At 38.7% G+C, this 17,047-nt stretch carries 11 protein-coding genes; 3 read left to right on the top strand and 8 right to left on the bottom strand.

Annotated features, from left to right (window positions below):
- Positions 1-50: 50 nt before the first annotated feature.
- The 3 genes from BUB48_RS07125 to BUB48_RS07115 are packed head-to-tail and all read right to left on the bottom strand — an operon-like array spanning position 51 to position 2,366.
- Entirely contained in the window at positions 51-818 is a 768-nt protein-coding gene (locus BUB48_RS07125) for an acyl-CoA dehydratase activase (protein ID WP_073025557.1), read from the bottom strand.
- Between the two features lie 22 nt (positions 819-840).
- Positions 841-1,092 carry a DUF3343 domain-containing protein gene (locus BUB48_RS07120; RefSeq protein ID WP_242944180.1) on the bottom strand — a complete coding sequence of 84 codons (252 nt, stop codon included), beginning with the start codon at positions 1,090-1,092 and terminating at the stop codon, positions 841-843.
- Positions 1,093-1,094: 2 nt separating this feature from the next.
- Entirely contained in the window at positions 1,095-2,366 is a 1,272-nt protein-coding gene (locus BUB48_RS07115; protein WP_073025555.1) for a double-cubane-cluster-containing anaerobic reductase, read from the bottom strand.
- A gap of 201 nt (positions 2,367-2,567) precedes the next feature.
- Between BUB48_RS07115 and BUB48_RS07110 the strand changes: the two genes are divergently transcribed.
- From BUB48_RS07110 to BUB48_RS07100, 3 genes are all read left to right on the top strand, one after another.
- A complete protein-coding gene (locus tag BUB48_RS07110; RefSeq protein ID WP_073025554.1) occupies positions 2,568-2,936 on the top strand; it encodes a DUF2500 domain-containing protein in 369 nt (122 codons plus the stop codon).
- Between the two features lie 245 nt (positions 2,937-3,181).
- Positions 3,182-3,868 (top strand): response regulator transcription factor, encoded by a 687-nt coding sequence (locus BUB48_RS07105; protein ID WP_073025553.1) that lies wholly within the window; start codon positions 3,182-3,184, stop codon positions 3,866-3,868.
- The gene (locus tag BUB48_RS07100; protein ID WP_073025552.1) at positions 3,846-5,552 is read left to right on the top strand and encodes a sensor histidine kinase; all 1,707 of its coding nucleotides are present in this window, start codon (positions 3,846-3,848) and stop codon (positions 5,550-5,552) included. The genes BUB48_RS07105 and BUB48_RS07100 overlap by 23 nt, the downstream gene beginning before the upstream one ends.
- Positions 5,553-5,611: 59 nt before the next feature.
- Here BUB48_RS07100 and BUB48_RS07095 read toward each other — a convergent pair whose 3' ends face one another.
- The 5 genes from BUB48_RS07095 to addB form a co-directional block, all read right to left on the bottom strand.
- A complete protein-coding gene (locus BUB48_RS07095; protein WP_073025551.1) occupies positions 5,612-7,084 on the bottom strand; it encodes a methyl-accepting chemotaxis protein in 1,473 nt (490 codons plus the stop codon).
- Between the two features lie 141 nt (positions 7,085-7,225).
- Complete coding sequence (locus tag BUB48_RS07090) at positions 7,226-8,062, bottom strand: YjjW family glycine radical enzyme activase (protein ID WP_073025550.1); 837 nt, start codon at positions 8,060-8,062, stop codon at positions 7,226-7,228.
- Positions 8,055-9,548 carry a YjjI family glycine radical enzyme gene (locus tag BUB48_RS07085; RefSeq protein WP_073025549.1) on the bottom strand — a complete coding sequence of 498 codons (1,494 nt, stop codon included), beginning with the start codon at positions 9,546-9,548 and terminating at the stop codon, positions 8,055-8,057. The genes BUB48_RS07090 and BUB48_RS07085 overlap by 8 nt, the downstream gene beginning before the upstream one ends.
- Before the next feature lie 310 nt (positions 9,549-9,858).
- Positions 9,859-13,581 carry a helicase-exonuclease AddAB subunit AddA gene (addA, locus tag BUB48_RS07080; RefSeq protein ID WP_073025548.1) on the bottom strand — a complete coding sequence of 1,241 codons (3,723 nt, stop codon included), beginning with the start codon at positions 13,579-13,581 and terminating at the stop codon, positions 9,859-9,861.
- The gene (addB, locus tag BUB48_RS07075) at positions 13,571-17,023 is read right to left on the bottom strand and encodes a helicase-exonuclease AddAB subunit AddB (protein WP_073025547.1); all 3,453 of its coding nucleotides are present in this window, start codon (positions 17,021-17,023) and stop codon (positions 13,571-13,573) included. Before addB ends, addA begins: the two co-directional genes overlap by 11 nt.
- Positions 17,024-17,047: the final 24 nt, after the last annotated feature.

Below are 17,047 nucleotides of genomic sequence, written 5' to 3'. Positions count from 1 at the left end.
AAAGTAACAAATGTTACCTTAACCGGCTTATTCAATATGCTATCTTCTATTTAACTTTTCATATCATAGCCTAACAAAGCGGCTCCTATAGCTCCAGCATACTGCGCTTCTTCCTGGGTATATATGGTGCATTTCAGCTTCTTCTCAAGAATGCTCCTGATCTGCTCATTTTTGGACACCCCACCAGTAAAAAATACCGAATCTCTTATTTTAACTCTGTTAGCTATATGTGCAATCTTATTGGATATGGAATGTAGTATGCCTGAAGCAATAGATTCTTTTGTAGCCCCGGCAGCCAGAAGGCTTATGACTTCGCTTTCTGCAAATACTGCACACATGCTGTTTATATCCCTTGGTGCAGATTGAGCGGCTAAATGCTCTAATTCGTCTACTTCTACCTCCAGTACATGGGCCATTACTTGAAGAAATCTACCGGTGCCTGCGGCACATTTATCATTCATTATAAATTCCAGAACATTGCCTTTGTCATCAATAGATATTACCTTGCTGTCCTGCCCTCCCACATCGATAATTGTCCTGGTTTTTGGATTTAGATACATTGCACCCTTGGCATGGCAAGTTATCTCTGTAATCTTTTTGGATGCAAAAGGTATGGATACTCTTCCATAACCTGTCCCTACTATTTCAACTACATCCTTTTCCTTTCCACCGCTTATGTCTAGAATCTTTTTATAAAGCTCTTCTCCCGTCTTTTTCAGATTCCATCCTGTAGGCTGCATTAGTAGATGCATTTTTTCCCCATCATAGGCAGCAGCTTTTGCACATACAGATCCTATATCGATTCCTATACTGATCATTTCATTCTCCTTAAAAGCATTATTAGATAAACTTAATATCTACGTTTTTTCTCTCCAAAGAGTGTAACCCTAATACCTTTATATCATATTTATCAATGATATCCAAAATAGCTTTTTCATCCTCATGTTCATATTTTATTGCAATGCCGCAGCATTTGCTGAGCTGTCTTGGGGTTGGAGTTATTGTATATTTTATATTGCTTTCCTTTAGTCTTTTAGCCATATTCAAGCCATCGGTATGAGTGTTGAACAATATATAGTAATCATATTCCATTATTAGCCAATCATCTCCAGGAATGCTTCAACTCTTGTCTGTATCTGTCCTACGTCATCGTTGCTGTAGTCACTTTCAATAAATAGCACAGGAATGCCTGCTTCCTTCAAGGCTTTTTCTACATTGGCATATTCTATATTGTAAGTATGGCAGAATTGGAGGCTGTTGTATATTACTCCATCTGCTTTATACTCTTTAGCAAGTCTTATGATATCCTCTTCTCTTCCTTTATTAGGAGTGAAACATGCACAATTTATCTTTAAGTATCTGTCAGCCAATGCCTTTACCATGCCATCCATTGTAGTTGGAGTTTCATCTACCAGGTTTTCGAAATATCTTGTACCTGTGCAGGTTTCTTCAGCAACAACCATAGCACCGCTGGTTTCGATTATATGATGTATCTTCCAATTTGGAACAGCCATCGGAGTACCGCTTATAAGTATTCTCTTGCTGCCTTTCTTGTTAACTGCAATACCCTTTTTAATTCTATCCTCCAGCTCATCACAAAGAGCATTGGTCATTTCTATAAATCTTTCCGGATTATCATAGAATGCTATTTGAGATATTAATAGAGCATCCTTGCCGCTTATGGGCAGATCAAGAGCTTTTCTTGCATTATATAGTCTTTGTAAAGCCATTCTCTTTCTATTGCAAAGCTTAATTGCATCATGAAGCTTTTCTTCTGTTATAACATTTCCTGTCAGTTTCTCCAGCTTATCTTTTAAATCATATATCTCTTCTGCCCACTTCTTGTAGTCTTTTTCTCTCTTCATCTGTGGAAGATCCATTACATATGTATCTACATAATCATCAAGAATTTCCCAGGCCTTCTTCTTTGCATCGCAAGTTGTCTCTCCTATTATCATGTCGCAGGATTGGAAATAGGGACAAGTACCGCTTAGTTTAGCTCCTGTAAAGGCCTTTACCAATGGGCATATGTTTCTTGGTAAAACTTTTTCCCCGTCTTCTATCCAGAATTGAGATCCAGCACACAATCCGACGCCTATGGCACCGGCAGCAAGAATAAGCTCATCAGGAACAAATACGCAGAAAGTGCCTACTACCTTGCCGCCCTGCTGTTTATGGTCATCAAGCTCTTTAATTCTAAGACCATGTACCTCAGCTACTACAAAGTTATAGTAATTCATTCCTTCTGGTCTGTTTTCCTGGTTTAGATAAATTCCGCCGTATAATTGTGGAAGAACCTCACATAATACATCATGTTTTTCCAGATCCATACCGAGTTTTTGCCACAGTTCTCTGTAATCTGCCATTTTATACCCCTCCAAAAATTTTTTCATATTAATAATAACATGTCTACCTTTTGTCGAGGATTGTTTGTTTCTATTGTTAGTTTATATCATATTGATTTTTTCTATATCAAAATTGGGACCTTGCAACATATCTTGAAAAAGTTTCTCTTAAATCTTTTTTATGATACAATTGATGTATACTACATTGAGAGGAAGTGGCTTATGTTTTTTTCCCCAATTGATGATTTCATGTTTAATGCGGTTCCAATAATGGTTATGGTAATCTTCGCCATCGTCATAGGTGCATTTGTTATAATCATAGTCAGAAACATCAGTGAAAATATAAGAAACAGCAAAATGGACGAAATCACAATTGCCGCAAGGATTATAGCCAAAAGAATTCATGTATGGGGCGGTCATGGCGATTCCAGTGCTCATACCAGCTACTATGTGACTTTTGAGGATGAAAATGGTGAAAGAATTGAATTCTCTGTTAGCAGCAAATTTTACAGCATGCATACAGAAGGAGACACAGGAATGCTGACCCACCAAGGCACAAGATTCATACATTTTGAAAGGGATAGATTCTGATATTTAAATAGGAGACTTTAACTGTCTCCTGTTTATATTTATATATGAATACATTTCCTAAGACCAACCTGCTTTTCAACGGATTTAATCATTTGAAGTCTCGTTATACATCAATAAACATTTTTTCTTCTATTTTGCTAATGATTTTCTTAATAAATTTGTAATAATTATAGTTATTTTTTCTTAATCACTGTATGTTATTATTACTGATAGAGATATCTCGAAGAGTTCAGGGGTGAGCGTAAATGTACAATATACTTGTTGTAGAAGATGAAAAGGAAATAGCGGCCGCTATTGAAGTATATTTAAAAAACCAGAATTATGGCGTATATAAAGCCTATAACGGCATGGAAGCAATTAATATCTTTGAAAAGGAGCAAATAGATTTAATACTTATGGACGTTATGATGCCCATAATGGATGGTATCCAGACAACCATTAAAATCAGAGAGACCAGCAATGTTCCTATAATCTTTCTCTCTGCCAAATCGGAGGATACGGATAAAATTATGGGACTTAATATAGGCGCCGATGATTATATTACAAAACCCTTTAATCCCTTGGAGCTATTAGCAAGGGTTAATTCTTGTCTTAGAAGGTATACCAGTTACTCTAATTTTTCACAACCTCAGGAAGATGTGATCAGAATAGGAGGCGTTGAGTTGAATTATACCACCAAAGAGGTATTGGTGGACGGAGCACCGGTAAAGACCACTCCTCTTGAGTTTAAGATACTCCATCTTCTGATGAGGCATCCAAACAGAGTATTTTCCATTGAAGAGATATATGAAAAAGTATGGAATGAACCGGCCTATAACCCGGATACGGTTACAGTCCATATACGAAGGATTCGGGAAAAGATAGAAATAAACCCGAAAGAACCAAAATATTTGAAGGTGGTGTGGGGTATTGGATATAAATTTGAAGGATGATATTAATAATAGAGAAAGCATGAGAGATGATAATGATATAGCAGATATTAAAGATAATCAATCATATGAAGAGAATATTAGTGATAATAAGCATCTTAAGGATAAAGACGCTAAAAAAAGCTCCTTGGCAGCTTCTACATGGGGTACTATGCTAATGATGCTGATTCTTTCAGCAGTTTCAGTAGGAAGTTATGCACCTTTAAAAAATTATATATTTGAAAGCTTCGCTGGTTTTCCTTATTATTGGTATCTGGACCGATATATTATATTGGTCTTATCAATAGGGGTTATAAGCTTGCTTTTGCTCATTATAACAGCCTTTGCCATACCTTATTCTCATCAACAAGAAGCTTCAATTGTAAAAATTTTCAATAGAATTTTCATTGAGTTTAAGGCTATAATATGGTTTATATTCTTGGCATTGATTTATATAATTGCTGAAACTAGCTTATATTCTGATTACGAGAGCCAATTTAATATTGCCACCATGCTCTATAATGCAAACTTAGGCTTTTACCTCATAGGCATTCCGGTCACATTCATACTATACAACCTGATTTACCTAAGCATCACATATATAAAGCATATTTATCACACAGGTTTTGTATCTGGCTTTATCAAAAACAGCATATTCGGAAAGCTGCTTTTCTATGTAGCAAACCTTGTAAAGGAGATAGCCAATGGCCTAATGGAAATAAACACCAACGATGATTCCCACAGGAACCTGCTCAAATTATTAGGAATACATTTAATTGTATTGGGATTTATCTCCTTAGCATATCCCCTTGGACCTTTTTTGGCAATTGTGTACACAGGTTTCCTTTTTAGCTATTTGACAAAGGTTATTGATAAAGCCAAAACCTTGACAGAAGCCAGCAGTAAATTGGCCGAGGGTAACTTTGATATAGTGGTGCCTGAAGACATGGGCATATTGACTCCCTATGCCAGAAACCTCAACAACATAAAAGAAGGTTTTAGACTGGCCGTTGAAAAGGAATTAAAAAGCCAGAATATGAAAACCGAACTAATCTCCAATGTGTCTCATGATCTGAAGACTCCTTTAACTTCCATCATCACTTATGTAGACCTGCTTAAGAAGGATGATATAGATGATGAGACACGGAAGGAATATATAGATATTCTTGATAAGAAATCTAAAAGATTGAAAATCCTCATCGAAGATTTATTTGAAGCCAGCAAAGCTAGCAGCGGCAATATAGAGCTTCACATGGAAAAGCTGGATGTGGTGGCATTGCTTAGGCAAACATTGGGTGAATTGGAGGAAAAGATCAATAACAGCAGCCTTCATATGAAGATCAATTTGCCTGATAAAAAGGTGACATGCCAATTAGACGGCAGAAAAACCTATAGAATCTTTGACAATATAATAGGCAATATTTTAAAATATGCCATGCCAAATTCCAGGGTATATATTGATGCAGAAGAAAATGACAAAGAAATCAGCTTTATATTCAAAAATATATCCGCATATGAGATGAACTTCGATCCTTCTGAAATAATGGAGCGCTTTACAAGAGGAGACAAATCCAGAAATACAGAAGGTTCGGGCTTAGGTTTAGCCATTGCAAAAAGTCTTGTTGAGCTGCAAAGAGGCAAGATAAACATAAATATTGACGGAGACTTGTTTAAATTGACAGTAACTTTTCCTAAAATAGATGAGTAACAATAAGGGACAATTCTTTTGGCTACCAAATGATAGCAAAAGAAATTGTCCCCTTATCTTTATATCTGTTTCAATATATGGACGCCTTTTTTATCAAGTTCTTCGACTTTTCTCAATACAATATCCAGTCTCTCCAAAACTATGTTGGACAATTCAGAAGCCTTGTTGCAATATTCCTTCGCTTTCTGGCTATCATCATCTTTTACAGCTTCGATAACAATTTGTCCGCATTCATGAAGTTCCTTGTGAACGCTGTCAATGGATTCCCAATCCTGCTTTAATTCAGGATGATTGATATTTATGGAATGATAAAAATGACCAAAGGCACACTTTTCTCCATTAACCTGTAATGGATATATCTGCATTTCGTCTACGATTTGCTTCAACACATTCATCCAATTCTTGTGCGCTTCCTTTGCCTGATTAATATTCTTCATTAGTTCTTTGTTATCTATGGCATTAATACTTCCACGTAGAGCATCGAGCATATCCTTTACAACACTGGACAATGCGTCATCTATCTCAGATATTTCCCTTGCAACTTCCGCACTTCTTGCTGAATCATCGGCAATTGTTCTGGTCATTAAAGTCAGTTTTTCCGCATCTGCACTGGAAGTCTCCATGGCTTGGCTTATCTCATTGGTTGCGATTCTTATTCCTTCCATGGATTTATTTATAGACACCACATTATCGATGGTATTGGCCAACATCTCCACATTCTGTCCTATGGTTTCCGTAACTTCATCCAGTTTTTGGCTCATTTCTACTGTTGATTTTAAAGTGTGATCTACACTGCTTTTGCCGTCTTGAGCTGCTTTGTGAATATTCATAACAAAAGCATTCATGTCCTCCAGGCTCTTTTTGGTATCATCTGCTAGCTTTCTGATCTCTTGGGCAACAACAGCAAAACCTCTGCCATGCTCCCCAGCTCTGGCAGCTTCTATAGAGGCGTTGAGAGCTAAAAGATTGGTCTGGTCTGCTATGGCCTTCACACTGTTCACTATATAGTTTATGTTATTAGCCATCTCAACTAATTGCTGAATCTGATCGCTCATAATGTTAGCATCATTGACCACATTATCCTTAAGGCTGTTTATTTCTGATAGTTGGGATAAAGATGCATTGTTCCTGGACATAAGTATCTGAGAAGCTTCTGCTAGCTTGTCCAATGTAGTTGAGGTCTCATTTACTGTTTCATTTACCTCACTCATACTGGCTGTTGTTTCTTGAACAATTGCAAGGTTTGATTCGCTGACCAAAGCCATTTCCTTTGCAAATTCCATCAGATTATAGGCTATATATGACATGTTCACGTCAAAATTGCTGAGAGATGATGCAATAGACAGTATTTTCTTTGCAACCTCGCTCATTTTCTTTTCATTATCGAATAATTTATCAAAGGATTTTAACATTCTGCTATGTATATGATAATCTGCTTTCGGTTTTTCTGCTTGGCTTCCTTCCATTTTTCGTTCAACATACTCCAGTATGCATACAGCCTCATCACAAGGCTTTTTTATACTCTTAAACATTATATACCCCCAATCCTATGGATATATTGATCTATTTATACAAAGAATAACATAATTCTACATGTTTCCTCAAGAACAATTATTAAAGAAGCAAAGTGAATTATATTTTTGCTTCTTGCAAAAATATAATCCACTTTGCTTTTATATCACTACTACATCTTTGCAACCATTTTTTACTGCAATATCCTTAAGCTTTGTCATCATATCATCTGTCGGCATGCTGCTTTTGATCATATCTGTTCGAACTCCGATTGGCCTATATTTTATAAGCTTATATTTTATGCTTGGATCCAATTCGGCCAGCCTTTTGCTTGCCATATCCACATTTCTTTCGTTGTTCAAAACATCAGGAACTACCACTGTCCGGATCTCATAAAGCTTACTGATGTATGCAAGATATTCCATATTTTTAAGAACAACTTCGTTGTCCTGGCCTGTTAGCATCTTGTGTTCTTCTTTGTCAAAGGATTTTACATCCAGCATAACCATGTCTATGGCTGTTATAAGCCTGTCATCACCATAAAAGGGAATAGATCCGTTGCTGTCGATGAATGCTGTAAGACCTATTTTCTTAGCCTCTTCACATAGTTCTGTAACAAATTCCTTTTGCAGCATGCATTCTCCACCGGATATGGTAATGCCTGTTATAAAAGGTCTTACATTTTGTATGGCTTTTAGTACATCTTCAACAGTCATATGGCTGATCTTTGGAGAGCTACAGCTTTTACATGCCTTAAGGCAGCTGTCGCATCCCACGCATTTTCCCTTATCCCAGCGGACTATGCCATTTTCCATATGAAGGCACTGGGAAGGGCATACCTCAATACAGATTCCGCAATTTATACAAATGTTTATGGTTTCCGGATTATGGCAGTAAATGCAATTAAAATTGCATCCCTGCAGGAATATGGCGGTCCTGTTTCCAGGACCGTCTACAGAACTAAAAGGAATTATCTTATTTACTAAACCTCTAATCATCTTTTCTCTCTTTTCTGTCCAGCACATGCTGGTTTTTAACGGCACCAAGACCCAAAACTGCTGCTCCGTTCAATACCTGCTCTCCTCTTTCCAGCTTTTCCATATCGGATCTCTTAACCAGATATCCTGTTATCCTTACTACATCACTGTCGGAAGTGTAGAAGGAAATGTATCTTACACCCAGATTCATAGCACCTTTCATTATATCAAGAACATATTGAGGATTTCTCTTAACGGTGCTGTCAAATCTGAATATATCGCCTATACCTGTTGGGAAGTACTTATGGAAAAGGGCACAATGCTTTAAATGATCCCAAATCTCCGGTTCTTCACCGATAGGTATGCGGCATCCGGGAGATATGTTCTTATCCGTATCTATACCTACCTGGGCATGAAGAAGGAATTTGCCGTCAGAGAATTTGCAATATGGGTTATGATGTTTGTTTACTTCTTCCTCCAGTTTTTCTATTATCCTTACGCCTAAATCATTGGCTTCTTTTGAGTGTCCAAATCTATCTCTAAGCTCCTTGGCTCCCAATAGATGGTTAACTGCATCAGCCAATCCTACCATCCCGAACATGGAAGTAAATCTATCGGCACTTATGAGTCCTTCTTTTACAAGGAAGCTGCTTTCGAAATATCCGCTTTCCTCCATGAGGAATTTGATCCTTTCATCCATATAGCCTGCCATTTTCTCCACCGCATCAGGCAGCAGATTGTTTATGAAATCTTCTGTATCCTTAGCCATAGGAGCCAGCTTACCCATGTTCAATCTCACCAGAGTAAAGTTTCCTCCTCCAATGGGCAGCCCGTTGTAGCAGCTAGCAATGGCATAATCCTCACCTAATTCTCCAGCAAACATTTCATGATTTGCAAAACTAGGTTTAGCAGTAATTAGGGCTGTATTTATGGAATCCAGCACAAGATCATCAGGCGTATTCTTGCTATATTTCAAAGTAAGGTTAGGTATTGAAGTATTAAGCTCCCTGGAAGCTTTTAAAATAAGCCTTCCTGCTTTAGTATCTTCAGGACCTATATTGGCATGGCAGAAAGAATCTGTGATTGTCCTGTCTATATGAAGAAGGAACAATTTAATTGCCTGATACGCTTCCTCTTCATCTTCTATAAATCTGTCAAGAATTGTATCTATATTCCCTAAATATACAGGAAAGGATGTTATTGAAGGAACATGCTTATAAAGTATAAGCAAGCTGTTTACGGCTTCCCAGATGTTTCTTGGCGGCTCCAAACCTAAGAATTTGCTTCCGTTCTTTAAGAAAACTTCATAATCCGGCACTATATATCTTGGTCTGTATGGAGCGCTTCCTTCATTAAGATCGCATATGACCCCAGCTTCTCTGTATTTTTGTGTTTCTTCATCGATTTTAAGCGGCTTAATGCTGTTTTCCGCAGCCTTTGCAAGGGCCAATACTTTTTGCTCATATGTGAGAGAAGTATCTTTTATTATTTTTAATATATCATCCATAATAATTCTCCTTACAATTATTTTTGATTATTTTGTATTAAAATTAAATCTATATATGTATATTATAGTACATTTTTTTTAGAGGATAAAGAAATAAATAATAATTATTATCAAGAAAGGAAGCAGTTTCTTTTTCATAAGTAAAACAAGTTTCGAAAACAAAAAGCCTACGGATACTTGCTGTTAAGTCCGCAGGCAATATGGAAAATTTTAATTCCTTATGATTGATGATTTTTTGTTTCCATTGAAGAAAAATATACAGATGGAATGCTCAAAATGAGACACAAAAAACAGTCCATCATGTATCATGTTATAGTTGTACTGCTTGGTCTATGTGAAATAAATATAAGTATTTCTCGTCCACATTCCTCTTCAGTGCAATTTCTAGGGCTTTTTCATAGTATTTTATCTGATTTCTGTAGCGAGATAGTATTTGGTCTATGCTATTTAAATCAACATAATCTGTTTTATAGTCCAGCAAAACCAGTTTATCTCCCTCCAGGAAGTAAAGGTCTATTATCCCCTGAACCAATATCTTTTCATCCGAATTTTCCAGCCCATCATCAGGGAATATTTCTGCTGGGCTCACTTCTATATTGAAAGGCATTTCCCTATATACCTTGTCTGCATTTCTAATTCTCTTCCCCAGAGGAGAGGAAAAGAACTTATATATTCTCTTTGCATCTACAGCCTTGGCCCACTCTTCGGTGATGTATTCTTCTTCATAAAGCCTTTGAACTTGCTCTTTGATGGCTTCTACAGTATCAATATCTTTCAAATCCAAATGTTGCATTATATAATGCATTACACTGCCTCGCTCTGCAGCAGTCATCTTCTTGGTGGATTCCATGAACTTAGGCTTCTTCAGATATTGAGATTTAAACAAGTTCTGAACAGGTTCCTCTTCCTGTGCTGAAATCATTCTTTTTACCTCTGTAACAGAAAGCTTCACCGGAAGTTTTGCAATGTTTTCATAGGGGTATTTCCATTCCAACCTCCTCACTATCTCTTCACCAAGAACTACTTTATCTTTTTCCTGTTCCAATTGCTCAAGAAGATTTGCTTCACCATTTTCCCCTTCTTCTACCAATATATCCATGAAGTCTTCCTTTTTCCAGGTAGTTATTCTCCATGTTGATTCATCATCAACTATAGCTTTTGCATTGCTAAAGTCAATTCCATATGCCTTCAGCAACTCATGGGAGTCTTTATGCCTCATTAACGCCTGTCCTATCCAATCCAGATACCGTCCTCCTCTGGCTACCAGGTGAGGCTTAAGCCTATCTTGTTCACAGTCCAGTGCTGCTGCCCATCTGTCTATTGATTTCTCTAAACTTTTGTCGCAGCCTGTTATTATGAGCTTCTCCTTGGCCCTTGTCAAAGCTACATAAAGCACTCTCATTTCTTCAGAAAGGCTCTCAAGCCTTATTCTCTGTTTTATCGCCAGTTTAGGCACCGTAGCATAGGATATCCTTCTATCTGGGTCTACCAAATCTATGCCAAAACCCAATTCTTCATGGAGAAGAAGTGTCTTGTTGGCATCCTGCAGATTAAACTGCTTTCCCGCACCGGCTACAAATACAACAGGGAATTCAAGACCCTTGCTTTTGTGTATGCTCATTATCCTTACTACATCATCATTTTCTCCCAGTATCTTTGCATTTCCCATATCTCCGCTGCTGGTCTTAAGCTTGTTTATGAAATTTATGAAATTAAACAATCCCTTGAAACTGGTTTCTTCATATTGCTTTGCCCTTTCAAACAAAACCTTCAGATTTGCCTGTCTCTGCTTTCCCTGAGGCATTGCTCCTACATAGCTGTAATATCCCGTATCGTTCATCAAGTACCATATAAGCTCATCTGTAGGCATATGCAGCGCCTTATCCCGCCATATTCCAAGTTTCTCCAGAAAAACTTTGGATTTAGCTCCCAAATCATCCTCTTTACCCGATGTCTTTATCAGAGCTTCATAGAAACTGCTATCCTTATCCTCCAACCTTATATCCATCAGCTCTTCCGATGTAAATCCTCCTATTGGAGATCTTAGAACGGATATCAACGGAATATCCTGCATTGGATTGTCAATTATCTGAAGCAAGGACATTACAACCTGTACCTCAGACCTCTTGAAAAAACCTGTGGCTGTATCCGCAAAAACAGGTATACCCATGGATTCCAACTCCCGATGAAAAACTTCTGCCCATCCTCGCACGGTTCTCAGCAGTATCACTATATCCTTATACTTTATATTTCTATAGCAATCTAAATCTCTGTCATATATTCTGAAAGCCTGGCAGTTATCTTCCCCCATGCCCATGAGGGATAAAATTCTTTTGCCTATAAGCCTTGCCTCTGCCTGTATGGAATCCAAATCTTCCATATCTTCAACTTCCGCGTTTTCTTCTTCATCCGTCTCTACCCTAGAAGTTTCATCTTTTTTCAAATCTACTATGTGAAGCTCTATTGCATAAGGACTTGATTGTCCAACCATGTCTTCTGGATACAAAGCTTCGGGATTGAGAAACTCCCCTTGGTCATAATCTATTTCTCCTATATATGAAGACATAAGCTGGCGGAAAAGGTAATTGACCCCGTCAAGAACTTCCTTTCTGCTTCTAAAGTTCTTAAATAACTTTATCTTTCTTTCCTTGGAGCCCTCTTCTTCCGAATATCTCTTGTACTTATCCAGGAAAAGCTCCGGCTTTGCCTGTCTGAATCTATATATGCTCTGTTTCACATCTCCTACCATGAACACATTCGGTTGTCCCTGATCCCTTTTTGATATAACAGATAGAATTGCTTCTTGAACCAAATTGCTGTCCTGATATTCATCAACAAGTATCTCCTTGAATCTATCCCTTATGCTTAACGCTGCCGGTGATGGCTGGACCCTTCCCTCTTCATCCCTCTGGGTTAATATATGAAGACAAAAATGTTCCAAGTCATTGAAATCGATAACGGCTTTTTCCTTCTTCTTATCAAGATACATCTTGCTAAAATCCGATACCAATTTAGAAAGTGTTAATATAACAGGATAAAGTGCATCTAAGTCTCCCTTTATGTCCTCTGAACTGCAGTTAAATAATCCATCTCCCAAGGAATTGATCCTGTCCTTGGCTTCCTTTCTCAATTCCTTTAAGACCTCATAGGCAGACTTGTCTGCATTCTTATTGGGACCTTGCTGTCTGGAAAACTCCAATGTGCTGTAGGCCTTGTACAACTCATCCCAGGATTCCTCTGAGGCTTTCCTTAGAAGCTTTACCATATTGATGTCATCAGCCAACTGGGCGGCACATTTCTCATAGCCTTGGTTTCCCTGGGCTATCTTTTCTGCCTTCATCAATTGGTTCAAGGCTCCGTCAATCTCTACTTTAGCATGCTCCATGATTATTGTAGCCCAAGGCGTATTGGTAAAATCCCAGTGTCCTGAGGTGTCATATGATTTGCTCATTTTATCCAGCCATTCCTGAGGCCATGGACTGCTCTGCACAAACTCAAAAATATTCAACAGCATTTCTTGAAGCTTCTTATCATCCTTATTTCCGCCATAACGATCCAACAGGTAAATAAAATCCTCATCTTCCTCTTCATATTTTTGCTCAAACAATTCCTCCATGGTTTCCATCTTAAGCAGTAGGCTTTCTGTCTCGTCAGCTATTCGGAAATTAGGGTCCAGATCAAGCAGATGAAAGTTGTTCTTTACCACATCCATACAAAAGGAATGGATAGTAGTAATGCTGGCCTTATTCAAAAGGAGCATCTGCCTTTGAAGCTTCTGGGAATCAGGCTTTTTCTCCAATTCCTTTCCCAAGGCTTCTCCTATTCTCTCTCTCATCTCCGAGGCCGCCGCATTGGTAAAAGTCACTATAAGCATGTTGTCTATATCTATGGGGGTTGACTCATCAATTATCTTTCTTATTATCCTCTCCACCAGCACCGCTGTCTTGCCTGCTCCTGCGGCAGCTGCCACCAGCAAGTCACAGCCTGATGTTTCAATGGCAGATAATTGTTCATTGGTCCAATTAGCCAACATTCTCACCTCCCTTATCTGATTCCCCTCTTTCCAGAAGCCTCCATACATCCTCATCCTTCATGTCCCCAACAACCCTAAACTTATTGGTTTCACCTTCAAATCTGCATATGGCGGAGTAAGGACAGTATTGGCAGGAAATGAACTTCTTCCTCTTATATGGCGATATGGATATATTGCCGGAAAACATCTCCGACGACAGCTTTATCAATGTTTGTCTCACATGGCTTTTGAGCTTTTCAAATTGCTCCATGGTAGCTGCTGATGACCTGCTTCCCAAGCTTCCGTCCTTTCTGATGCTGGCAGGTATTATGAGAGAGTCTCCCTCTATGGTCTTGTCCATCTGCATTATTACATCCTTATCTGCCAGTATCAATCCTTTCATCTTCATTTCCTTCATAAGCTTCTTATACACATCTTCGTCAGAAGTATTTCCGTCTATTCTTAATATGGGGTCATCCAACTTAAAGTATAGTATGCCTGCAGGCATAATGGTGCCTTTCTTACTTTTCAGTCCCTTTTCCCATATGGCGCTTAGATATGTTATGAGCTGTAGCTCTATTCCGTTATATATGTCGGAAAGCTTGAAATCCTTGGAACCGGATTTATAATCTATTATCCTCACATAAGTGCCTTTGTCCGTTTCCAATATGTCTATTCTGTCGATTCTGCCGGTAAGAATAACCTGTTGTCCCCCAGGAATATCCAAAGTTATGGCAGGTAGCCCATCCTCCTGTCCGAAGGCCACTTCATAGGCTATGGGCTGGAAGCCGCTTCTTTTTACTTGTTCTGCAATGATCCAAATGGACCGAGTCACCACTTTCTTCAGCCTATCCTTCAAATAGCCATATCTCTTAGATCTTTTAAAAGGCAGTTGGTGAGATGATTCAATTATTTCATCCACAATTTTTGATATTTGCTCCTGGCACCAAGCCTCATCCACATCTTTCCACTTTATCCCTTGAGATTCCAATTCCTCAGAAAATCTGCTTACTACCAGGTGCAGGAAACTTCCTATATCAGGAGCTTCCAGTTTCATCACCTTTCTCTCCTTTGCCTTCAATCCATATTGGACATAGTAAGAGAAAGGACAGGAAGCAAATCTCTCCAGTCGGGATACGCTGGAATAATGGACATTTCCATAAAGTTTGCCAACTTTTTCTTTTCCAAGAGGCTTTTCTTCATTGCTGTAACTGAGGCCCTGTGCCACATTCATTAGCTTGTCCTTCCATTGATGGTTGTTCATGAACCATAGATATACTTCCTTCCACAGTTCTGTATCCTTATCATCCTTAACAAGATTTCTTAAAATACCTACGAGATAGTTAAAAGAAGGAAGTGGTGGACCTATAAGGTTTATGGCATCTTCTTCTCCCAAAACTTTGCTTTCAACTACCATTTTGGGGAATATCTTCTTCAACCTGTTTATTACATAAGAAGGTCTCAATGCTTTGCCCTCATGATCCGCCACCGGATAGCTGAGCCTTAAATATTTTCCGGCTTTAGTCAAGGTTGTATATAGAAGATATTGTTCCTGGAATGCTTTTGTCTTGGTATCCAAAGCCAGTTCCAATCCCAAGGATTTTAAAATCTCCCTATCTCCGTCGGAAAGCATTCCCTCATCTCTGGCCGCTGCCGGAAACACTCCGTCATTTACCCCCAGAATAAAAAGGGAATGAATTTCATGGCTTCTCCACCTGTCTACGCTTCCAACCAGCAGTTGGTCCGATGAATGAGGTATGATTCCCATATCATATTGGGCAAAGCCTATGTTCAATAGGTTATAAAAATCATCCAGACTCATTTCTTCATTGCCGCTTATCTCAACAACCTGATCCATCACCTGGGTTATTACATCCCATATCTGCTTATACTCTTCGGCAATTTCAAGTTCCCCTCTCTGGGTATATTTCACTATCAGTTCCTCTATTCGCCCAGGTATGCCTATCTGGCACAAAAATTCATAAAGGCATAGACACATCTGCCTGGCCGACTTAGCCTTTTTCAATTCTTCTTTCAACCTTATCAACGGTTCTATTATATTTTGCCTAACAGCATTGACTCTGTCTATTATTTCTCTTTCTTTCATTGTAGGCTCTTCATCACCAAAGGAATGGTTGAGCCTGTATTCCCATTGTTGTTGGTTATACCATTGGCTTCCCCTTATTCCATTGGCCAGCACATAATTCTCCAATAAGTCCACATCTTCTCTGTCCACACCTGCAAGTCCGGTCTTCAGATACCTGAATATGCTTTCGTATGTAAAATTTTTCTGTATTACTCCAATGGCAGATATCACCAACATAGCTAGGGGATGATCCGCCACGGCTCTCTTCTTGTCTATGAAAAAGGGTATGTCAAATTGGGTGAATATGACTCTAACCAGCTTTTCATAGCTGTCCAAATCCTTGGTAACCACCGCCATGTCCTTGTATCTTAATCCTTTGTCTCTGCAAAGATATATTATTTCATTGGCCACCGCTTCCACTTCGCTGTATGGATTTGCAGCAGCCATTATGCCAATACTTTTTGTTTCATCTTTATATACTGTATAAGGATAAGAAAAGAAATTTTTCTCCAGATGAGCCATTGCCCTGTTTTTAGAAAACCTTACGGGAACTTCTCCTTCCATCTTCACAGGCTTATCTATTTGTACTTTCATCTCCTGGGCTATTTCCAACAATCGGCTGCTGGCATATTTGGTAGGAGAAAACACATCCATATCCTGTATCTTTTCCTCATCTATGAGACAATCTGTACATAGGCATACATTAACACGACTGCACAGCTTCAGAAGCTTCTTTATTATCTCATATTCCTGAGGTGTAAATCCCGAAAACTCATCAATCCATATCTCTGCATTTATAAGCTTCTTGCTCCTGTCCATCCTCTTTGCAAGTATTGTGAGATCATCATCCGTATCCATGTATCTTGCGTGAACCATTTCTTCATATCTCTTATATATAAGGCTTAAATCCTCCAGCTTATCTTTTAGAAATCTGTCCCCCACCAGTTCCTTGGTATCATCAAGCAAATCAGGATTTACATTGTATCTTTTGAACTCACTGAGCATACTTGAAATTCTGTCTATAAATCCTCTCTGGCCTGCTGCTCTTCCAAAGGCCTTGAAATTGACTCTTTCTTTCTCAAGTATGCTATATATAATCATAGCCTTCCCAGCTGAATTCACATGGGTTTTGGCGGCTCCTCCCACTTCATCAAGAACCCGGCGGGCAAGGCCTTTGAAGCTCATGACTTCTGCTTCTCCGATGCCTGATGCGCCTAATGCCTTTACTAGATTTCTCTCCGCCTCAAGGGTGAACTGCTCAGGCACCATCAGTATCAACGTCTTATCAGGGTATTTTGTCTTATTTCTCTTAATATCTTCTATACAAAATCGGCTTTTGCCGGAACCGGCTCTGCCATAAATTATCCTCAGGCTCATATAATCACCAACCTAGTCTTTTTA

It is taken from the genome of Lutispora thermophila DSM 19022, from assembly GCF_900142105.1.
GTDB lineage: Bacteria > Bacillota > Clostridia > Lutisporales > Lutisporaceae > Lutispora > Lutispora thermophila.
Note: the sequence above shows the minus strand (reverse complement) of the source record. Positions and strands in the feature narration are given on the sequence as shown.